18 protein-coding genes and 1 pseudogene are annotated in these 22205 nt (G+C 37.1%); 12 read left to right on the plus strand and 7 right to left on the minus strand.

What is annotated here, in order from left to right:
- Positions 1-8 precede the first annotated feature (8 nt).
- From AB1I62_RS04030 to AB1I62_RS04060, 7 genes are all read right to left on the minus strand, one after another.
- Complete coding sequence (locus tag AB1I62_RS04030) at positions 9-2747, minus strand: VirB4-like conjugal transfer ATPase, CD1110 family (protein ID WP_367019115.1); 2739 nt, start codon at positions 2745-2747, stop codon at positions 9-11.
- Positions 2668-3108: a PrgI family protein gene (locus AB1I62_RS04035; protein WP_367019116.1), complete on the minus strand. Its 441-nt coding sequence runs from the start codon at positions 3106-3108 to the stop codon at positions 2668-2670. The genes AB1I62_RS04030 and AB1I62_RS04035 overlap by 80 nt, the downstream gene beginning before the upstream one ends.
- Positions 3109-3128: 20 nt before the next feature.
- Entirely contained in the window at positions 3129-3263 is a 135-nt protein-coding gene (locus AB1I62_RS04040) for a hypothetical protein (RefSeq protein ID WP_367019117.1), read from the minus strand.
- 124 nt (positions 3264-3387) lie between these two features.
- Positions 3388-3591 carry a hypothetical protein gene (locus AB1I62_RS04045; RefSeq protein ID WP_367019118.1) on the minus strand — a complete coding sequence of 68 codons (204 nt, stop codon included), beginning with the start codon at positions 3589-3591 and terminating at the stop codon, positions 3388-3390.
- Positions 3592-3641: 50 nt separating this feature from the next.
- Complete coding sequence (locus tag AB1I62_RS04050; protein ID WP_367019424.1) at positions 3642-5600, minus strand: VirD4-like conjugal transfer protein, CD1115 family; 1959 nt, start codon at positions 5598-5600, stop codon at positions 3642-3644.
- Between the two features lie 19 nt (positions 5601-5619).
- On the minus strand, positions 5620-6522 hold the full coding sequence (locus tag AB1I62_RS04055) for a hypothetical protein (RefSeq protein WP_367019119.1): 903 nt from the start codon (positions 6520-6522) through the stop codon (positions 5620-5622).
- 21 nt (positions 6523-6543) lie between these two features.
- Complete coding sequence (locus AB1I62_RS04060; protein ID WP_367019120.1) at positions 6544-7593, minus strand: hypothetical protein; 1050 nt, start codon at positions 7591-7593, stop codon at positions 6544-6546.
- Between the two features lie 309 nt (positions 7594-7902).
- On the opposite strand from AB1I62_RS04060, the pseudogene AB1I62_RS04065 reads away from it, so the two are divergent.
- From AB1I62_RS04065 to AB1I62_RS04120, 12 genes and pseudogenes are all read left to right on the plus strand, one after another.
- A pseudogene (locus tag AB1I62_RS04065) lies at positions 7903-8178 on the plus strand (hypothetical protein); the annotation flags it as partial.
- 68 nt (positions 8179-8246) lie between these two features.
- Positions 8247-9158, plus strand: a complete 912-nt coding sequence (locus AB1I62_RS04070) for an aldo/keto reductase family oxidoreductase (protein ID WP_048736949.1) — start codon at positions 8247-8249, stop codon at positions 9156-9158.
- Positions 9159-9345: 187 nt separating this feature from the next.
- Entirely contained in the window at positions 9346-11994 is a 2649-nt protein-coding gene (gene polA / locus AB1I62_RS04075; protein ID WP_048736947.1) for a DNA polymerase I, read from the plus strand.
- Between the two features lie 99 nt (positions 11995-12093).
- On the plus strand, positions 12094-12936 hold the full coding sequence (mutM, locus tag AB1I62_RS04080; RefSeq protein WP_002355756.1) for a DNA-formamidopyrimidine glycosylase: 843 nt from the start codon (positions 12094-12096) through the stop codon (positions 12934-12936).
- A complete protein-coding gene (coaE, locus tag AB1I62_RS04085; protein WP_002385031.1) occupies positions 12933-13532 on the plus strand; it encodes a dephospho-CoA kinase in 600 nt (199 codons plus the stop codon). The genes mutM and coaE overlap by 4 nt, the downstream gene beginning before the upstream one ends.
- Before the next feature lie 179 nt (positions 13533-13711).
- Positions 13712-14194 (plus strand): transcriptional regulator NrdR, encoded by a 483-nt coding sequence (gene nrdR, locus AB1I62_RS04090; RefSeq protein ID WP_002381296.1) that lies wholly within the window; start codon positions 13712-13714, stop codon positions 14192-14194.
- Between the two features lie 15 nt (positions 14195-14209).
- On the plus strand, positions 14210-15619 hold the full coding sequence (locus AB1I62_RS04095) for a DnaD domain protein (RefSeq protein WP_367019121.1): 1410 nt from the start codon (positions 14210-14212) through the stop codon (positions 15617-15619).
- Positions 15619-16548, plus strand: a complete 930-nt coding sequence (dnaI, locus tag AB1I62_RS04100; RefSeq protein WP_002364725.1) for a primosomal protein DnaI — start codon at positions 15619-15621, stop codon at positions 16546-16548. The genes AB1I62_RS04095 and dnaI overlap by 1 nt, the downstream gene beginning before the upstream one ends.
- An 81-nt stretch (positions 16549-16629) precedes the next feature.
- Positions 16630-17838 (plus strand): hypothetical protein, encoded by a 1209-nt coding sequence (locus tag AB1I62_RS04105; RefSeq protein WP_002390400.1) that lies wholly within the window; start codon positions 16630-16632, stop codon positions 17836-17838.
- 13 nt (positions 17839-17851) lie between these two features.
- Complete coding sequence (locus AB1I62_RS04110) at positions 17852-19372, plus strand: hypothetical protein (protein ID WP_367019122.1); 1521 nt, start codon at positions 17852-17854, stop codon at positions 19370-19372.
- Complete coding sequence (locus AB1I62_RS04115; RefSeq protein ID WP_002355763.1) at positions 19362-20945, plus strand: hypothetical protein; 1584 nt, start codon at positions 19362-19364, stop codon at positions 20943-20945. The genes AB1I62_RS04110 and AB1I62_RS04115 overlap by 11 nt, the downstream gene beginning before the upstream one ends.
- The gene (locus tag AB1I62_RS04120; RefSeq protein ID WP_002355764.1) at positions 20942-22204 is read left to right on the plus strand and encodes a glycosyltransferase family 2 protein; all 1263 of its coding nucleotides are present in this window, start codon (positions 20942-20944) and stop codon (positions 22202-22204) included. The genes AB1I62_RS04115 and AB1I62_RS04120 overlap by 4 nt, the downstream gene beginning before the upstream one ends.
- Position 22205 lies beyond the last annotated feature (1 nt).

Raw genomic sequence — 22205 nt, forward strand, 5'->3', positions numbered from 1 at the left:
TAGAAGATTTATTTATGTTTTCCTGACCTTTGAGAGGTGAAAGACCTTTGTTTTTCATTGGGATTTGTGCTAAAGAGATCGTATAATACATTTCCTGACGGGAATTTTCCTCGAATTGGTACACGAGCGTTTCCTGCAATCAAAAGTCCATCTCCGGCTTCTGCTGATTCATCAATACACTCTTCTTCCTGTTCGGAAAGGTTGAGCAATTCTACCCATTTCATACGGTCAAGAGGAGATTGCTTGAGGAGCATAAGAAAATCTGCATTGAGAACAATATTTTGTGCCGCCTTGTTATTTAACATAGCTACGGCGTTCTGTGTAATACCCGTCAAAAGTAACCCAAATTTACGTCCCTCGTTAGAAAAACGTGAAAAATAGTTGAGAACGGTCGGATAGGCAAAAAGCGACTGCATTTCTTCAACATACAGCCATGTACGTATGCCTCGTTTTGCGTTGTAATACATACGATTACGAACCGCTTCACACACATTAATAAGTGCGAAAACCAACATGGAATCTGGGAGGTCTTTGAGGTTGAAATCAATGATACGGTTATTAAAATCCATATTCGACTGATGATTAAAGAAATCCATTGATCCTTTCACAAAACGCTCATAACGCAGTGCAATATTTGCGGCTTGGTGTTCTGGTTGTTGTCGTGCAATATCATAGAAATCTTGCAAAGTTGGTGGCAGATTATCCTCTCGTTCTATAGCACGCTCAAAAGCAAATTCGACACATCTCTGAATAATAGATTGGTCTGTTTCCGAAAGATTTTGTCCGGCTTCTGCTGCTGAAGCTCCTGCTTGTGCTAGCATGGCATCAATCTTAAAGGCGATTTGTTCACTTCTTCCTAAATGTTCTACAGAAACCGTATCAAACGGGTTGAGGTATGTGTTTGTACCGACTCCAAAATGATAGGTATTCCCACCATATCTTTCAGTAATTTCTGTGTATTCTCCTGCACGATCAATGATGAAAATTTCATCGCCAGGATTTGAGAAAATTGTTCCTGTCATTTCTGTTTTAATAAACATTCCCTTACCAGAACCAGTTTTGCCACAAACGAAGCCCATTGGGCTTGTGAGTTTTTTACGATCACAGATAACGAGATTTTTTGAGTGCTTATTTTGACCGTAATAGTTGCCACCAAAATCGTCTAATTCTTGTGTCGCAAAAGGAACGAGGATAGCGACTTGTGCAGTGGTAAACATTCTAGAAATTTCCACATGGTTGTGTCCAAGTGGAAGAATTGAGTTGAGTCCTCTGCGCTGACGATAATCATAAGTATCTACTTCAATAGAGTTTTGTCGTGCAGTGGAAATAATCCGCATGACTTGATTATCCAATGCTTCTTTCGATTCTGCATAAGTGTATATCAGTCCTGTAAAGACATAGAGTCTTTGATTTTTGTTTTGTAAATGGTCGAGAACATCTTCTGTTTCATCCTTTGAGTATTTCAACTCTTGCGGAAGAATGGAAAAGTCATAACCTTTATTGACGGCAGAACGCTGTTCTTCAATGATTTCCTTGTCAATCCATGCACTTCTAGTACGCACAAAGTTAATCGCTTTTGATTTTTCCATTGGTTGCACAAACCATGTCACAGCCATTGGGATTGGTAGATCAACAATATCAGCAAGTGCACGGTCAGAAAGTTCTGAACCAAATTTTTTCATCACAAGCACTTGACCATATACGCCGTTATCTAACTTAAAACAATCTGTAAAAAGTCCATCCGGCTTGAAATCAATTTGTGTAGGTGCAATGCAATCTTTTGTTGTTTGTACACTACGAGCGGATATGTCTTTTTGATAATCAAAATAGAATGGTTTATATGGGTTTAACAGAGAGTGAATCACTGATAAACGTTCTGTTCCATTCATTAAATGGGCTTTCGAGCCAATAGTAGAAAGAATTCTACTTGTTTCTGTTTCAATACGAGAAAGTTGGTGTGCTGCTGAATCAGCGTTTTCTGCATTGATGGAATAGGTTAGATATCGGTGACGGCGAATATTAGAAACTCCTTCTTTTATCTTGTCGTTAAGAATTTCGTTGAAAATAATCGCATCATTTTTAGCAAACTCATTGTCTTGAGCATCGGGCTTAAAAAAACTTCTGTTACCGATTTCTTCTTTTAGAATAGGTGTGTTGATAACACTCATTTGTAAAATAGTATTTGCACTGAATTGGTCATAAAGACGAGTTAAGCCTGAAAACATTGCTTTTTGTTGTGCATCACGTACAGAATGATAGCTTGTATCATCAAAAGCAATAGAAGAAGAAAATAATCCTTCTTCTACCTCACAAATACCGTCTTGGTACATGGAGTTGTATCCAATATAGTTAAGAACATTTTTCGCATTTTCTCTTTTCCTACGATAATCTGCTGTTTTGTCCGATAACTCTTTATCACGGTCTTTTAACTGTGATTTAACGGAACTATACTTTTTACGCGATTCTTTCTTTTGCTGTTTTAATTCCTTTTTAGCAAGTTTCTTCTCTTTGCGAGAGAGTTTCTTGCCAGCAGTAATTTTTTGATGTGTAAGAGAGCCTAATGCTTGTGTGTCAATGTCTTCATAAGACGGAGCAATATCATTGCCAAAGTTTTTATGTGTATGAACAAAATCATCAATATTACCCATTTCCCCGACTTCTATCTCATTAGGAAACGACTCTTTTTGCTCTAGGAGAGTAGGCTTCAATTCCTCTAAGTGCTCGTTCTTTTCGATAGAATTTTTCATAAATATTTCCTTTCTTTCTATGATTTGCCTTTGGTTGTTTACTTAGCCTCGATAAATATAAAGAGGGGGTATAAAAAATTCGGTCATCAATAAATTTTGCTTTGACCCATAAGGGAGCAAATTTCTCAAAAGGCATTCCCTTTGGGCGAAAAAAACCACAAAGCCAAAAAGGTAAAGATACGGCGTAAATCAGTACAATGTGGTCACCAACATTCCAGCCAAGGACAAAATAAATATAGAGTCCTGTCAAAATTGAACAACCAAGTGCACCAGAAAGAGAAATAACGGTTCGTATGGTCATTTTCCAAATGATTTTTGGTTGGTACTCAGCAATATTTTTATGAACAGTTACAGATAACACAAATAATCACCTCTTTCATTTTAGATTCCTGCCCATCCTGTATTTAACGAACCGAAGTAAACGGCAGCGCCAATGACAATAGCACCGCCAACAATCATTGCGATTGCACCAGATAGCTGGCCACCACCGCCTTGCATACCATCTTTGATTGTCATACCAAGATTGATGAGTCCAAAGACGACGAGAACGCCGCCAAGAAATGTAATTCCACCTGTAAGTAAAGTAATAACGTTATTTAACATATGTGTGTTGTCCTTTCATCAAAAATTTTGTGTGAGCTTAAAAATGAGTAAATCCATAGAGAACTGCGAACCCTAAGACTACGCCTCCTGCTACAATCATTGCGATTGCTTTTCTAAGTTCTCCGCCACCGCCTTGCATACCATCTTTGATTGTCATACCAAGATAAATCAGCCCGATAACGATAATAGCACTACCGCAAAAAGCGATTGGCTTTACAGCAAGTCGGACAAGTGCTTCCATAAAATCCTCCTTTCAATCTCTGCTCCATATATTACACGGATAATATCTGTTTATTGCTGAATTAAATAGTTCTTTCCTTCACGCATATAGCGTCCGAAATCAAAGGCTTCATCGTGAAGACGGTCAGGATTGCGTTTATCCACAATATAAGCATATCGGGGATGTATTTTAGGATTGTATTTGTTGTCCATGAGTGGATTTGTGCCTGCAATCAAAAGAATAGCTTTCTTTCGAGACATTTTCCCAATCTCTGCCGCATCAATAAGGTCACGTCCGCCAATTTGTGTATTTTTAGAAGAACTTGACGATTGCCCTGTTGATGAGCCGTAAGTTTTTTGGCGAATAGTTTGCTTTCCAATCATTTCTGAAATCTCTTTATTAGTCGAGTTGGATTTACCGCCAAGAAATAAGGTCGTGTCACAACAGTCGATAATGGTTTTTGCTTTCTTGTCGTATTTGGATTCGAGCTGAGCCATTGATTGTAAAATGATTGTGATACCAATGTTTCGAGAACGGGTCACCGCGATGGTTTCTTCGATTTGTGGAATTGTGCCAATATTGGCAAACTCATCGAAAATGAAATGAACAGGGGTTGGGAGTTTGCCACCGTAGTCTGTCAATGCTTTACGGCAAAGCTGGTTGATACATTGCCACATCATAATCGCAAAAAGGAACGATAAGGTTTTATCTGTGTCTGATAAAATTCCGAAGATGACGGTCTTTGCGTCTTTATCTCCAAGGATGTCTAATTCCATTTCATCTTTGGTGAGAAGTTCTCGTATTCCTGCGGTTGCAATAGGGGCAAGGCGTACATTACACGAGATAATGATAGACTTTAGAGTTTTACCAGCCGCCACTTTGAAGTTCTTATAATTCATAAGTGCGAAATCTTCATCAGGGGATAATCCTCCCTGTTCGGCCGGCTTAACGCCGTCACTATTTCTAGTAAAAAGGGAGTCTTCCCATGAGAATGTATTTTGTGTTTGGTTCGAGGTAAAATCTCTAGATAAACCGCTTGTAGCTTGTGACAATGAAGTTGAAGTGTTAGCACCTGTATTTATATATCTCTTACCTTTTTCAATTTGCAAGAACATTAAGTCTAATGGAGACTGGAAATTTTCATCGTTTTCACTGGCTTCTGCCAGAGTTAAAAGAGTTAGTAGGTTCGGAAGATTGTAGTCTTCTTCGGGAAACCAGTCTCTAAGAAGAGCAATAAGGGCAGTATAAAGCATTTTTTCAGCATTTTCCCAAAACGGATCCCCAGCTTTCCCGTCCCCATTCGTGTTCATAATGTAACAGTTCACAAAGGAAAGAATATCTGTATCTGTTTTCACATACTTGAGCGGATTATAGTGCATTGATTCATCAAGATTAATCGTGTTAAAAGATTTGACATGATAATTGTTATCCGTAAAAAGGAATCCTGCATCTTTAAGTAGAGTTCCTTTAGGGTCTGTAATAAAATATGAACTATTGAGTTGGCAAATATTTGGTGTTACATAATTAAATGTTTTACCTGAACCTGATCCACCTACGACAAGCACATTTAAGTTACGATCAAGTTCTTGATTAAACTTGGGACGAGAAAGTGCAAGTCCATAATTTTCTGTGAAGATAAGATTGTTATTTTCATCCGTTTTATCTAAAAATTTTCTGCCTTCTTTTTTTGTTCCCCATCTAGCAGAGCCACTTTCTTCTCCTACACGTAACGTTTCGAATCGTTGAATATAATACATCCAAATAATCCAAACAAAGACACACAATGTCAGCCCTGTAAGGATAGAGGGTGCTTGAGTGTCTAAATGGAAAGGAGATGTCTTAATCAGTGAAAACATATCGAGAGCAGCATCAGATGTATGTTCAAATACTTGTCCTTTATAGGAAAAAAGTTGCTCAGCATAACGGTTGCCAACATAAAAAACTATGCATGAAGCTATCAGTGTGATAATAGTAGAATTTGTTAGTTTTCTACTTATTTCAGGGTTAGTATTTTGAGTGTTTTTCGCCATCGTATTCAACCTTTCTTCCTTAACGCAGAGGACTTAATTTGTCCGAGATATCCGTAATCTTTTCATATATTCCTCGTTCTTTAGAAATCTGCTTACCGGCTTGTCGCATAGAAATAGCCTCATCTTTTAGCACTGGAGAAGTATTTTTCACTTTATCCAAATTGACAATACACTGTGGTTTTCGTATAATAGTATTTAAGAGGTCAGGTTCTATGATGTAACTCCGAAGCAATTGTAGCTTCGCAAGTGCATTTAGTTCCTGACTTCTTTCTTTGTTAAAGTAAATGACTTTTTCAGGCGTGATGAGATTTTCAAAATATTTGTGAAAATTATTCCTTCCATACACAGCTAAAATAAAATTGGTCTCTATATTCTCCATTTTGTAATGTCCATGTCCATCAGGACGAATTGCGGCGATGAGAGGTAATCTGTCAGAATCGACTGCACACAGGACAGAGAGCATAGAGTCTTCTCGTGCCGGACTATCGCACAGCATCACAGGTTTCTCAAGTAGTTCTGGTATTCTTTTTAGCTGTTCAATTGATAAGCCATGTTTATGTGGATTATCTAGTGTTTTAGCGCATATAGCATCACGAGCATGACGTTGAGTATAAAGCATAGGTAATTGTTGAAATCCAGCTCTGACATATAGTTCTGGTGTGTCACATATTTTTAGTGCATCTGTACGGTTATAGTTTCCCTTAATTACAGAGGTGATCTCATTTCCAAATCTAAGGTATTCTAAGCACTTTTGAGCATGATGTTCATAGCTAGGTGACATCACAGTTTCATCACCATCTTTTAGGTGAATTTTCTTATCCACACCCAGGTATGTTTTTCTTTCCCCATCAGACATCGCAACAGAATCTTCATATTCCCTAATTGTCGCAATAATGTCATAGTTTTTACTCTGTGCCACCATTCGCAATACCTCCTCTCATCGTTAACGTATAGGGCTTAATTTGTCCGAAATATCCGTGATTTTTTCATCTATTCCTCGTTCTTTAGAAATCTGCCTACCTGCTTGTCGCATGGCAGATACTTCTGAGGAAAAAGTATAAGGATGCTCTGTATTCTTTCTAGTCATTGACGGTGCAATATCTGTTCCTGTTTGTTCTCTTTCAACACGCAAAGTAGTAGTATTGGTATCCATACCGTCGTGGGATTCTATACCTTGGGTAATATCTGCTGTTTCTCCTCGTGTGTCGAAAGAACCATCAGAGACTGTCTGGAATTTTTTTTCAATCCAATCATGTGTAGCATTTACACCATATTTATTTTTTAGGGTATCTGCTGTGACTGCCCAGTCTCGTTTATCGTGCTCATATGGAAGAAGTGAACCATCTGATGAAAGTCGTGCTTCATAAAACAAATTTTCACCTTTCACACTAGTAGCCATACCAATTCCTTTTTTAGCGAGTATCTCTCTAAAATCTTTTAGGTTCGTTGCTTGTTCTAGTGCTAGAGAAACCTCATTAGCAAGTTTTTCAGTGTGGTTTGGAATCTTTTCTTTTCCTAGATGTGATAGACTAGGTAGATTTTCAATTTCAGTAAGCTCTTTAACCACTTCTGGATTAAGAGAGGGTACTGTCATACTTTCTGCAATGTCTTTTGCATGAAGATGTGTCAATAGCTGACTGAAACTAGGGATGATGTTGTCAATTTTTGCCCTGTCTTCTTTAGCGAATTGAATAAATCCATTACCTTGCTTGTCTGTAAATGGTGTTATATAGATTCCATTTTCCTGACATACTTTTGCAAAATAGGCACTGTCTGTAGTTGAACCAAAAGGAATGAGACTGTGTTCCCTGGACATTTGATTTATGGCATATTGCCTAGCATCATTTGGATGCATTCCTTGATTTATACCTTGCTTTTCATAAAATTCTTTACCTTTAGAAGAATGCTTTTGATAGTTATAAGCACTTATAAATGCTCTTTTGAGTGCTCTTAGAAGCATATCTCCAGTTTCGTCACCGAAATCTTGAGCCATAATATAATCCTCCTTTATATATTTGTAAGCTAATCCTATCAGTTGCTTTGTCTAATAGACTAATTGATATTCATTAAGACCACCTTTGTATTCTATACACGATAGTGAATAAAGAATTTGCCAAAAGATAAAGAAAAACGGTATTTGTTTATCCCTTTAGGGAATAAGCAAATACCGTTTTAGGTTTATTCTGTTGTAAAAATAGCATATCAAGACTCTTTCTTGAAACGTAGTAAAATAGTAGTAAAATTCATTTTCCTATATGCTGAATATCGCTAGACTATAGTATCTACAGACTTTTTATCAATTATTTTATATGAAAAAAAATATATTATTTGCCTATTGACGGACTTTCCTCCAGAAAAGGAACGAGCGTTGGGGCAATCTATAAAAAGCTATTTCAGTGAAAAAAAGAATATTACAATTATTCATGGAAAACCAACGTATCAACTTCACCAAGCACACCTCTTAATTGTCAATCATTTGTTTCAGATGAACGTAGCGCTTTCTTCTAAGACAGTGGTTTATTTGCCAGAGGAATTATCTCCTGCTTTTTTTGAAAAAGTCGAAGCGAATCTATCGTAAGAAGTCCAATTTTGTCTAAATAGTGTTAAAATGAAGAAGTAAGAGGAATGGATGAGGAGGATATTAAAATGAAACAACTGCAATTTGGTACAAGTGACGAAACAGTTTCTTCGGTTATCTTAGGATGTATGCGCTTAAATAGTGCTGAAAATCCTCAACAGGTAATTGAAACTGCTTATGATCATGGCATTACATTTTTTGATCACGCCGACATTTATGGTGGCGGCGACTGCGAAACCATTTTTGGTAAGTCTTTAAAAGAAAGTACCATTCGTCGTGAAGATATTTTTATACAAACGAAATGTGGGATTCGTCAAGGCTTTTTTGACTTTTCAAAAGCACATATTTTAGAAGCGGTCGAAGGGAGTTTACAGCGTTTAGGTGTAGATTCAGTCGATGCATTATTGTTGCATCGTCCAGATACTTTAGTGGAACCAGAAGAAGTAGCTGAAGCTTTTCATTTATTAGAAAAACAAGGAAAAGTTCGCTATTTTGGTGTAAGTAACCAAACGCCAGGACAAATTGAACTTTTAAAAACAGCTGTTAAACAACCGTTATTAGCCAATCAATTACAATTTGGCATCAAGCATACTGGCATGGTGGATCAAGGCTTACAAACAAATATGGAAATATCAGGAAGCATTGATTATGATCATGGTATTTTAGATTATTCACGGTTGAAACAAATGACTATTCAAGCATGGTCGCCGTACCAATATGGTTATTTTGAAGGTGTCTTTATTGGAAATGAAAAATTCCCTGAGTTAAATCAAAAATTAAGCGAATTGGCTGAAAAATATCAAACAACGCCAACTGGTTTAGCCAGCAGCTGGATTCTGCGCCACCCTGCTAATATGCAAGTCATCGCAGGAAGTATGAATCTTGGTAGAATTGAAGAAATTGCTAAAGCAGCAGACATTGTGATTAGTCGCGAAGATTGGTACGATATTTATCGTGCAGCGGGAAATGTTTTGCCGTAAAAAGATTCTCATACTTGTGAAGATCCAGCGTGTATTGCTGATTGATTTTGGTATTTGATATAGTTGTCACTAAGGAACTATGTCAAATACCTTTTTCTTTCATTCTGCAATCGCCGTCTACTGCAAATTCTGTAGTTTTTTGTTAAAATAGAAAGGAAACTAGTTTGCTAAAGATGAGGGGAAAAAAATGACCAAAAAAAAATTATTACTCGTTGATGGAAACAGTGTAGCCTTTCGTGCATTTTTTGCGCTACATAACTCATTAGAACGATTCAAAAATAAGAACGGCTTGCATACAAATGCTATTTATGCGTTTAACAATATGTTTGAAAATGTAATGCAAAAAGAAATGCCTACTCATGTTTTAGTCGCTTTTGATGCAGGGAAAACCACATTCAGAACAGAATTTTATTCAGAATATAAAGCCGGACGTTCAAAAACACCGGGGGAATTTAAAGAACAAATGCCGTATATTCGTGAACTTTTAGAAGGTTTAGGCGTAAAATATTATGAACTACCTAACTATGAAGCAGATGATATTATTGGTACATTAGCCAACAAAGTTGATAAAGATGAATTTGATGTTGTTGTGTTATCAGGGGACCGAGATTTGACACAATTAGCGACGGACACTGTCAAAGTAGATATCACTGTTAAAGGAGTTAGCGATATTGAATCATATACACCTGAGCATATTGCTGAAAAATATGATGGATTAACGCCTAAGCAAATTATTGATATGAAAGGGTTGGCTGGCGACACGTCGGATAACATTCCAGGTGTAACGAAAATCGGTGAGAAAACCGCGATTAAGCTGTTAAAACAATATGGCTCAGTTGAAGGGGTTTATGAGAATATCGATGAAATGAAAAAAAGCAAAATGAAAGAAAACTTGATTAATGATAAAGAGCAAGCCTTTCTTTCTAAACGTTTAGCGACAATTGAAGTCAATGCACCAGTCGAAGTCAATGTGGAAGACTTGGCATATGAAGGGAAAGACTTAGAAAAATTGGTTCCTTTTTATAAAGAAATGGACTTTAAACAATTTTTAGCTAAGTTGGACATTACAGAAGAACCTGTTGAAATGGAAGATATTTTATTTGAAGTAGTCGAAGATCAGTTAACCAATGAAATGTTTACAGACGATATGGCTCTTTATGTTGAGATGATGGAAGATAACTATCATACGTCACCGATTGTCGGCCTTGCTTGGGGCAACAACAAGAAGATTTATACCACGAATAATTTAGCTGTTTTTGAAAGTCAGCCATTTATCGACTGGTTGATGGATGAGACACGTAAAAAAAATGTCTACGATGCAAAACGGACGTACGTTGCACTAAATCGCTATGTAGGAAAAATGACAGGGATTGCCTTTGATGTTTTATTGGCTGCTTATTTACTTGATACCAATGACAATAACGCGGATATTGAAGGTGTAGCACAACATTACGGATATGATGCGATTCAATCTGATGAAGCCATTTATGGAAAAGGGGCCAAAAAAGGCTTGCCAGAGGACGAAGAAGTTTTCTTTGGTCATTTAGCACGTAAGATTAAAGCAATTCAATTTTTAACAAGCAAATTAGATAGCGAATTAACAGAAAAAAATCAAGCTGATTTATTCTATAAAATGGAATTACCACTTTCTCGTATTTTAGGCGATATGGAAATAACTGGTATCCGTGTTGATGCCACGCGCTTAAAAGAAATGCAAGTAGAATTTTCAGAACGTCTGAAAGAAATCGAAGAAAAAATCTATGCAGAAGCTGGCGAAGAATTTAACTTGAACTCACCTAAACAATTAGGCGTTATTTTATTTGAAAAAATGGGCTTACCTGTGATCAAAAAGACGAAAACTGGCTATTCAACAGCGGTAGATGTTTTAGAACAACTAAAAGAACAAGCACCAATTGTGGCCGATATTTTAACTTATCGTCAAATTGCCAAAATTCAATCGACCTATGTTGAAGGACTCTTAAAAGTAATTCAGCCAGATAATAAAATTCATACTCGGTATGTACAAACACTGACACAAACAGGACGATTAAGCTCAGTAGATCCTAATTTACAAAACATTCCTATCCGTTTAGAAGAAGGCCGAAAAATTAGAGAAGCCTTCGTACCAAGAGAGGATAATTGGTTGATTTTCTCTTCTGATTACTCTCAAATTGAGTTACGTGTGCTCGCGCATATTTCTAATGATGAGCATTTAAAAGAAGCGTTTGTGGAAGGGCAAGATATCCATGCCAGCACTGCAATGCGAGTTTTCGGTGTTGAAAAAGCAGAAGATGTCACACCTAACATGCGTCGTCAAGCTAAAGCGGTGAATTTTGGAATTGTCTATGGTATCAGTGATTATGGCTTGTCCCAAAACTTAGGCATTACTAGAAAGCAAGCGCAACAATATATTGACACCTATTTTGAAAAATATCCAGGCGTGAAACAGTACATGGAAGAGATTGTCCGCGATGCCAAAGACAAAGGCTATGTGGAAACATTGTATCATCGCCGTCGTTATTTAAGTGATATTAATTCAAGAAACTTTAATCTACGTTCGTTCGCTGAACGTACAGCGATTAATACACCGATTCAGGGAAGTGCCGCAGATATTTTAAAAATTGCGATGATTGAAATGGCGCGTCGTTTAAAAGAAGAAAAATTACAAGCGACAATGTTATTACAAGTGCACGATGAATTAGTTTTTGAAGTACCAGAATCAGAATTAGAACAATTAAATCAACTCGTCAAAGAAGTGATGGAGCACGCAGTTTCCTTACATGTGCCACTTATCACCGATAGCAGTTGGGGAAAAACATGGTATGAAGCAAAATAATAGCTTACCCATTAAGAACGATGAATAAAATAAGGATAAGTAGGATCTGGACGTTGATATCTAAGCGTTCAGACCTCTTTATATAAAGGAGCAAAAATAATGCCAGAATTACCAGAAGTAGAAACAGTGCGAAAAGGACTTGAAAAACTTGTTGTAGGAAAAACCATTCAAGAAGTCATTGTTTTTTGGCCAAGAATTATTGAATCACCAGAAGTTGATGTATTTCAAGGTCAATTAGCTGGTCAAACGATTGAAGGGATTGAGCGAAGAGGAAAATTTCTGATTTTTAAATTGTCTGATAATGATATGATTTCTCACTTACGGATGGAAGGAAAATATGAGTTTCATCAGGCTGATGATGAAATTGCCAAACATACCCATGTAATGTTTACTTTTACAGATGGCACGCAATTACGTTATTTAGATGTACGGAAATTTGGCCGTATGACATTGGTTCCTAAGAATCAAGGTCATCAATATAAAGGGATTTTAGCTTTGGGCCCAGAGCCAACACCAGACGTTTTCCAATTAGCTACTTTTCAACAAGGCTTGAAAAAGCATCATAAGGCAATTAAGCCATTGCTGTTAGATCAAAAGCTAGTGACGGGCTTGGGGAATATTTATGTAGATGAAGCACTTTGGCAAGCGCAAATCCATCCAGAACAACCAGCAGATTCCTTAAAACCTGCGGAAGTTGCTACGTTGTATCAAGCAATCATTGACGTCTTGGCACGCGCTGTTGAAGCAGGTGGAACCACCATCCGAACCTATCTAAACGCGTTAGGAGAAGCAGGGACTTTTCAAGTAGCGTTGAATGTCTATGGGCAAACAGGCTTACCTTGCAATCGTTGTGGTACGCCAATTGTTAAAACAAAAGTGGCACAACGTGGTACGCATTATTGTCCACAATGCCAACAATTGAAAGGTCGTCGATTGAAATGACAAAAGTTTTAGGCATTACAGGAGGGATTGCGACAGGTAAAAGTACGGTTGTTGCTCTTTTTAAAAAAGCGGGTTATCCAATTGTTGACGGCGACATTATCGCCCGCGAAATTGTTGCAAAAGGGCAACCAGCCTTAGCCGCAATCGTTGAAACTTTCGGACCAGAAATAGTATTAACAACTGGTGAATTGGATCGGAAAAAGTTAGGACAATTAATTTTCGCTAGTCCTCAAAAAAGAGAGCTGTTAAATGAAACGCTGAAACCTTTTTTAAGAAAAGAAATTTTACGTCAAATTGAAGAAGCTAAAAAGAAAGCCGCCCTTGTTATTGTTGATATTCCTCTGCTTTATGAAGCTCATTATGAGGCGATTATGGATCAAGTTGCTGTGGTATATGTACCAGAAAAGATTCAAAAAGAGCGTCTGATGGCCCGAAACCAATTAACAGAAGAAGAAGCGCAACAACGAATTGCTAGCCAATGGCCGATTGAAATGAAAAAAGAACGAGCAGATATCGTGTTTGATAATCAAGGAACTAGAGAAGAAACGGAACAACAAGTGAAGAAGTGGCTAGAGGAACAAACTGGAAAGAAGTGAATATTTTTTAAATGGCGTAAAATGTTTTGAAAATTTCAGAAAAAACAGTGAAAGTCTTTGTTTTTATTAAAGAATGGCAAAGATTCAACTAAGAACCAGTTCTAAAGACCTAGTAATAGCGCAATTTCATGTTATAATATAGGCAACAAAAATTATACAGAATAGAAGAGGTGAACGTTATGCGTTGTCCAAGATGTCATCATAATAATTCCCGTGTTATTGATAGCCGTCAAGCAGATGATGGACGTGCAATTCGCCGTCGTCGTGAATGTGAAAATTGCAGTTATCGGTTCACTACATTTGAAAGAATTGAAGCGGCGCCATTACTTGTAATCAAGAAAAATGGGGATCGTGAAGAATTTAATCGTGATAAAATTTTGCGTGGGCTCATTCGCTCTGCGGAAAAAAGACCCGTTGCTATGGAACAAATGGTTCAAATTGTCGATAATGTTGAAAATCGAGTGCGTAGTTTAGGGGAAAATGAAGTCTCTACAACGCTTATCGGTGAATATGTGATGGAAGATTTAGTCAATCTAGATGAAATTGCCTACATCCGCTTTGCGAGTGTTTATCGACAATTCAAAGATATGAGCGTGTTTTTGAAAGAGTTACAGGACATTGTCGACAAAGCAAAATCTTCTTCTCCTGACTCAGAAAATTAAAAAGGAGGTCTTTCTTTGAAAGGAAATCGGCAAAGAATCCAACCAAAAAATATTTTTCAAGCGGTTATTGATTCACCGCTTTCTGATCAAGAGAAAGAGGTTTTAACCTTTTTATATCAACCAATTGTCGGCGCCAATGCGTTTAGTTTATATTGGCTTTTGTTATCTGAAACAACAGACTCAGAGGAGGATGGCTCGCTGTTTCATGCAGATTTAATTAGTTTGCTGGACTTGAGTTGCCAACAATTAGAAGAAGCTTGCTACAAATTAGAGGGCATTGGGTTGCTAGAAACGTATAAAAAAACAGATCGGGAATTAGGAGATTGTTATTTATATTATTTAAAAGCACCTGAAACAGCCGCTCGTTTTTTTAAAGATGAAGTGTTAGCTTTAGTGTTATTTAATCGGGTTGGACAACGGAAATTTGATCAATTAGTGCAAAAGTTCCAACCGCATCCTACTAAAACAGAGGGCTATCAAAATGTTTCCGCTAGCTTTCAAGAGGTTTATGCCTTTAAAGAAGAACAAATTGTTTCCGAAGCGAACCGATTGACAACGATTCAAGAAACTTTTTCTCAACAAGAAAAATCGAAGAAAATTTCTGTATCAACGGATTCTTTTGATTGGCACTATTTTGTGGAAGGTTTGCACCGCTTAGGTTTACAATTGCCTGAAGATGAGGCTAGTTTTCAAGAAGAAGTCTATGTTTTTCATCAATTATATGGCATCAATGAGTTAGATATGGTAGACTTTGCTTCGAAATCATTTGACTATTATACAAGTCGAATTTTGCCTAAGGAATTAGTGGGAACGATTCATCAAGCGTTTGATCCTGATAAAAAACCACAACCAACAAACGTAGTGACAAACAAGCAAGCACAATTGACGGTGGAAGAGCAACAAACGTATCGATATAACGCATTAAAAATGAATGGTTTTTCTGAACTGGATATCCAAATGATTATGGATAGTGAAAAGAATCCGCCTATTCAATATTTAGAAGCTTTAAAAAATAGTCGAGGTGGCTATACGACACCACAAGAACGTTCATTAGTGAAATATTTGGTTGCTAAATCAGGCTTACCGACTAGTGTGATTAATATTTTGATTAACTATGTTTACAATATTCAACAACAACCGACTTTAAAAGCGGAGTATGTGAATCGAATTGCGAATGAATGGGGACAAAGTGGCATTCATTCACCAGAAAAAGCAATTGAACATGTCAGAGAATTGGCAAAACAAAGCCAAACCAAACAAAAACAGCGACAACAAAATTATTCAGGGAAACGCCAAACTGTTCGACAAGAGCGATTGCCAGAATGGGCAGATCAGCCAAACGATGAAACAAAACTTTCCCCAGAAGAACAAGCCGAGTTAGATCGACAAATTCAAGAATTTTTAAACCAAGGAGGTGACCAATGATGGAAGACGTAGGAAAAGAAATGTCAAAAATTATCCAGAAGCGTGACATCAATGAACGATATGAAGAGCTGGTTAACGAAGTATTGAAAGATCAAGATGTTCAAGCCTTTATACAAGCAAACCGAGAGCGTTTAAGCGATGAAGATATTCGTAAAAGTTATGCTAAGCTGTATGAATTTGTTCAAGAAAAAAAGAAATTTCAATTAAACGATCCGGCAATGATTGCCCCCGGCTATGAGCCAAGATTAATGTTGAACTTTCATTACATTGATGTAACGTATGTCCCAACGGCTGATTTAATCGCCCGTCAGAAGGAAGAAGAAATTCGTAATCGAGTAAGGGCAATGGACATGCCAAAAGATGTCCGAGAAGCAAATTTACGAGATTTCGATCCATCTTCTCAAGGTCGAGCCAAAGCGTTAGCAGAAGCAATGCAATTTTTAAGAGAATATCCTGCGACACCAAAAGAATTTCATAAAGGGCTCTATTTACAAGGCCCCTTCGGTGTAGGAAAATCTTTCTTATTAGGTGCGATGGCTAATGCTTTAGCAGAACGTGGATTTACTACGACAATTGTTCATTTTCCAACATTTACAGTAGAAATGAAGCAAGCCATTGGTCGCGATCAAGTTGGTGAAAAGCTCGATGCAGTAAAAAAATCCCCTATATTAATGATTGATGACATTGGTGCGGAATCCATGACTAGTTGGATTCGTGACGACGTTTTAAGCGTAATCTTGCAATACCGAATGCAAGAACAATTAGTTACTTTTTTCTCTTCCAATCTAGATTTAAAAGCTTTAGAAGAGCATTTAACCGTGACGCAACGAGGAGAACAAGAGCCGCTAAAAGCCAGACGAATTATGGAACGTGTGCGTTATCTGTCAAAAGAGATTACGATGACAGGAAATGATCGACGAAACGGTTAAAGCAATCCTTTTATTTTTATGGATTGCTTTTTTTCTTGCGTTTGAAGAGGTAGCGTAAGTTTCGCAAAAACAAGTACTTTTGTGTACACTGACAATAAAGAAGTGAGGAAAAGAGGCGTAACAATGAAGAGAAAACTTTGGATTTTTATTGGGGTATTCGTGGTGCTTCTGGGAGGATATTTTCTTTTGTTTAGAGAAAAATCCTATAAAGTAGAGGTGGAAAAAGTGAATCCAAAAATTCAACGCTTAATGTCGACAGACAAACAACATTTTTTAACAAAACATGAATTTCACACAAAAGAAACAGCTGAACGCAAAGATTTGTTGAAGTTTTTTATTGAAACCCGGCTCAAAACAGACGGCGGTTTTTTAACCAACTATTTACCAGATGCTGAACGCAAAGATGTCGCCACAGGACATGAGTTGCTAAGTGAGTCTTCGGGTCTATATTTGCGTAATTTAGCTTTTGATACGCAGGGACGTTTTGATAATTTTTACAAGCAGACGAAAGACACCTTTTACGACGGCGTCCAATTTAGTTACCGAATTGACGAGCAAGGCAATAAATACAATGTCAATGCCTCGATTGATGATTTACGGATCATTCGTTCATTAATTGAAGCAGGGGGGCATTTTAAAACAGATCAGTACGATCAAGAAATTAAAAAATTAGGCAAGAGTTTTATGGAAACCTCTATGAAAGATAATATTCTAATTGATTTTTACGATAGTAAATCAAAACAACAGTCTTCAGAAACTTCTTTGTTTTATATTGACTTAATTACGCTGGGTTATCTATACAAAGAATTTGGGATTTCAGCAGACTACTTGCAGTATCATTACCAATTAATAGACGATGGCTATATTTCTGATGATTTACCTCTTTATCAAACGAAGTTTAATCATCAAACAAATAAATACGAAAACAACGGAACACTTAATATTATTGAATCTTTATTAACGATTGTCCATTTAAGTGAAGTGGGTATGGCGAAGCAGACTAGTATTGATTTTGTGCGAAAACAAGTTCAGCAAGGAACGCTTTTTAACTCGTATGATTTAAATGGATCGCCTGTGGATAAAAATCAATCTGCAGCCAGTTATGCGATAGCGGCTTTAATTGGTGTTGCCGAAAATGACAAAGAGTTGTATCGTGCGGCAATTACAGTACTTAATAATTTTCAAATTATGGATTCAAGCAGCCCGATTTATGGAGGGTTTGGTGATAAAGTTACGAAACAAGTCTATTCCTATAATAACTTAATGGCTCTTTTGGCCTATGATTTCTAGATGAGGTGAAAGCATGGAAAAGATCAAAAAATACATGAACTCGGCTTTTGAATGGTTGAGTCGTTATATTTCTCCAAGTCTTTTGGCCGTTTTAGGGATTGGGTTAGTGACAAGCATTTTGTTATTTGTTTATCCGATTAATGGCTTGGGAGATAATGGCGAGTATTTTCGTGTGTTAAATTCAAATAGTCTTTATCGTGTCAATGGTGATAGCTACGACAATGTGGCCTATTTTGTTAAGGACTTTTCAATTATGCGTTATTTTAATGAAACAACGACGCACTTTGTTTCCACTCAACAATTTTTCATCACCATTGCCATTTGGCTTAATAAACTTTTTTATAGTCAAACACTTTTCGATATTCGTTTCTTAGGTTTCGTTTATCTTAGTTGTTTTTTAGTGTCAATTTATATTCTGGTACGAGGCTTAACCGAAGGCGTATCTTTGAAAAAAAGTTATCTTATCTCTTTGTTGGTTATTTTCATCTTGGGGGATACCTCCTATACGATTTATTTTAATTCCTTTTATACTGAAGCGACGAGTTTTTTACTTTCTGTGAGTGTCTTAGCATTTTCAGTCTATTTTTATCGGGTGACGAAACCACGAACTTGGCTCAGAAGAATAGTTTTAGTTATCTTGGCACAAGCAGTAGTACTTTTAATAGGAACAACACGCCAAGAATATTTGCTGATTATTGGTGTAATTATTGCTGGATTAGGATTTTTTGTCTACTTGTCACAACGTTATCAACGATTGTCAATGACGGCCTTTTTAATTGCACTGATTGGTTTTACAACGTTAGCAGCTTTTATCGTTCCTAACGATATCTATGAACGTGATGTCTACCACAGTATGACGCGCGGTGTAATGAAGGATAGTAAGGTTCCAGATAAACGGATGTCAGAGGGCGGAATCAACCCGCAATATGGGTTACAAAAGGGACGTTCCTACTTTGAAGAATACAGTCCCGTGTCACCAACTTCTGAACAAATGAAAAAATATTTTTTTGATAAAACGAGTTTTGGATGGGTGTTATTGAATTATTTAAATTATCCATCTGAATTATGGCAAGGACTGAATTCAGCGGTCCCAAATGTTTACTTAGTAAAGCCTAATAATGTTGGGAATTTTGAGAAAACGACGGGGCGTGCACCGCTGGAACAATCTAAATTTTTTATGGTGTATAACCGTATTAAAGCCAGTTTTTTCCCTAAAAACTTTGCTTTCTATCTATTATTAGGCGTGATTCTGTTTGGTTTATATGGCGTTGGTTTATACAGAGGACTCAAGAGAAACGAACCCAGATTAGTTTTTCGCTTCTTTTTAATGACAGGGATTTATCTTAATTTATTAGTTGTTTTCATTTCAACAATTATTATTGATGGGGATAGTGACTTAGTACGTCATTTGTTTTTAGTCTCAGTATTTTTAGATTTTCTCTTGTTACAAATTGTTTCTGATGTTATTGGTAAACGAATGTGGCAAGATACAACACCACAAGTCATTGGGGAGGTAGAGGGAATTGAAAAATAAACAATATCTTATTGGCTGGGTGTGTTTCTTACTCTTTTTCGTTTTTTGTGGCTTTGCCAAACCGGCGCTGGCTGCACCAAGTAAACATGTCTTACTTGTCTATGACAGCTTGAATATTGCTGGGAAAAAAGAAAATGATGTGGATGCTTTACAACGAGTGTTGACGAGTTTTGGAGTAGAAGTTCAGAGTGTGGCGGTATCAGATTATGTACCTGGCGAATTGCTAAATGATGGCTATGACAGTTTGATTTCTATGGTGAATTGGCCTGAACAAGCCGGCGTTATTGCCTCTGATTTTCTAGCAGATCGAGTTCATTTTAAAGGCAAACAATTACACATTGGTCGAAACATGCGTGACGATGAAAAACAATATTTTAGCGGTACGTGGAAAGAATTAAGTCATCGTCAATATCGGTTAGAAGATGAAAAAAACCGCTTTTCTCAAGTATTGCCTTTTCAAGATCAATCAGTTGTGCTGGAAAATACGCAAGGTCAGACGGTTGGCCGATTAAAAACACAAGAATTAGCACCAGAAGAATATCCATTTGGTGTAATTGAGAATGGGCATGCTTTTCTCCCAATGTTTGAACGCAAAGGCGCTGTTTTTTTAGAAAGCTTGGACGTAATTAGTCAATGGCTGGAAAGTGAAAAAATGTCACGGCCGTTTTTGACGATTTCTGATTTTAACCCGTTAAGAGATATGTCTGTGGCAACCTATTTGCAAGAAGAATTAGTTAAAACCACGTATCCTTATATTTTATCCAGTACGAGCGTTTCACAAAACAATACGATTTTACCTTATAAACTATTTACGAATGCGTTACGTGCGTTTGCTTCGACGGGGGTCATTTTCTTAGAAACACCGGTCGTTAACAATGTTGATTTAAATGACCAACGTGCCTTGAAACAATTGATGGAGCAGCAGATTAGTTTATTGGTCGACAGACATGTCTATCCAGTAGGCATTTCTGCTCCAGGATACTGGAATCAAGACCTTCAATACCAAGAGGATGGTCTAGCAATTAGTGATACAGTGATTCTAAGAGAAAATCCGCCGATTGAACGCGTTTTTTATCGGAACCAAACGGGAGAATCAATCACTTATAAGAATGCTTTGTTTGATTTACCGTATGATTATTTATCGGGGATTGAATGGACGGATAAAGATAATCCGAATGACTATCGATTTCCAATGCCGACCACCATTAGTTTTTCATTTCCAAATTCTAAAAAAGAAGTGGATCATCTAATTCAAGAAGTCAAGGAAGCACCAATAGTGTTTAGTGTTTCAGAAGCGGATCAACATTTCACTGTTCAAACACAAACGCAGAAAATCGAATTTCGGAATAATCGGTTCTTCTTAAACAATCAAATTGTCAATGGTTTGGCTGATACAGGGGCCTCAACAGTTGAAAAACAACGATTTACAGGGTTATTTTCATTCTTTTTCAGTATCACAAACAATATTTTGATTGGCGTTGTCACGCTGACTTTAATCATCCTGATTATTTTGTTTATGATTGGACGAAAGAATTATCGGTCGAAATATATTAATAAGGAGGAAGACAAATGACCATTGCTGACATTGTAATGTTAACAGCAACTATCATTATTTGGAGTCTACTAATTGTAAATATTCTCTTAGTTATTTTTGGCTATGTTTATTATTTAAAAACAGATCCTGTCGCACCGCCACCTGTAGAGGACGAAGACGCGCCGTTTGTTTCAATTATGGTGCCGGCCCATAATGAAGGAATTGTCATTGTGCGGACAGTTGAAGCGTTATTGAATTTTAATTATCCGCAAGATCGCTATGAAATTATTGTGATTAATGACAACTCAAGTGATAATAGTGCTGAGCTTTTAGCGAATGTCCAAAAAAAGGCGGTTAATCGAAATTTGCAGATTATTAATACAGACAATATAACAGGTGGGAAAGGTAAGTCTAATGCCTTAAACATTGGTTTCAAGCAAGCCAAGGGGGACGTGATTGCCATTTATGATGCGGACAATACACCTGAACCGAATGCACTCCGTTATTTAGTTGGAGAGTTAATCGCTAGTGAGGAATACGGCGCGGTTATTGGTAAATTTAGAACGAGAAATCGCAATGCAAGCTTGTTGACACGTTTTATTAATATCGAAACACTTGCCTTTCAATGGATGGCACAAGCCGGTCGTTTTCAATTATTTAAGTTATGCACGATTCCTGGCACAAATTTCATTGTTCGTCGTAGTATTATTGAAGCCATTGGCGGCTGGGATGACAAAGCGTTAGCCGAAGATACAGAAATCAGTTTTCGCATCTATATGATGGGCTATAAAATTAAGTTTCAACCAAAAGCAGTGACGTGGGAGCAAGAGCCACAAACTTTGTCAGTTTGGTTCCGACAACGGACGCGATGGGTCAAAGGCAATATTTATGTCATTGTTAAAAATGCTAAATTATTGTTTAATCCTAAAGCGAGTCGGATCCGTTTTGATATTTTATATTTCTTGTCCATTTATTTTCTCTTAATGACATCGCTCGTTTTGTCAGACATCATGTTAGTTTTATCAATGTCTGGTTACTTAACAACGACCCTACAAGGATTTAGCAATTCCTTATGGTTGTTAGCGATTTTGTTATTTATTTTCAGTACTTTTGTCAGTATTACGACCGAAAAAGGCGAAATGACTTTAGAGAATATCTTAATTATTGCCTTGATGTATATTACATACAGTCAGATGTGGCTAGTAGTCGCCGCTTATGGCATGGTGATGTATATTAAAGAAAATGTTTTTCATAAACAAACACAAACAAAATGGTACAAAACTGAACGATTTAAATAAG

The organism is Enterococcus sp. AN402, from assembly GCF_040719405.1.
Taxonomy (GTDB): domain Bacteria; phylum Bacillota; class Bacilli; order Lactobacillales; family Enterococcaceae; genus Enterococcus; species Enterococcus faecalis.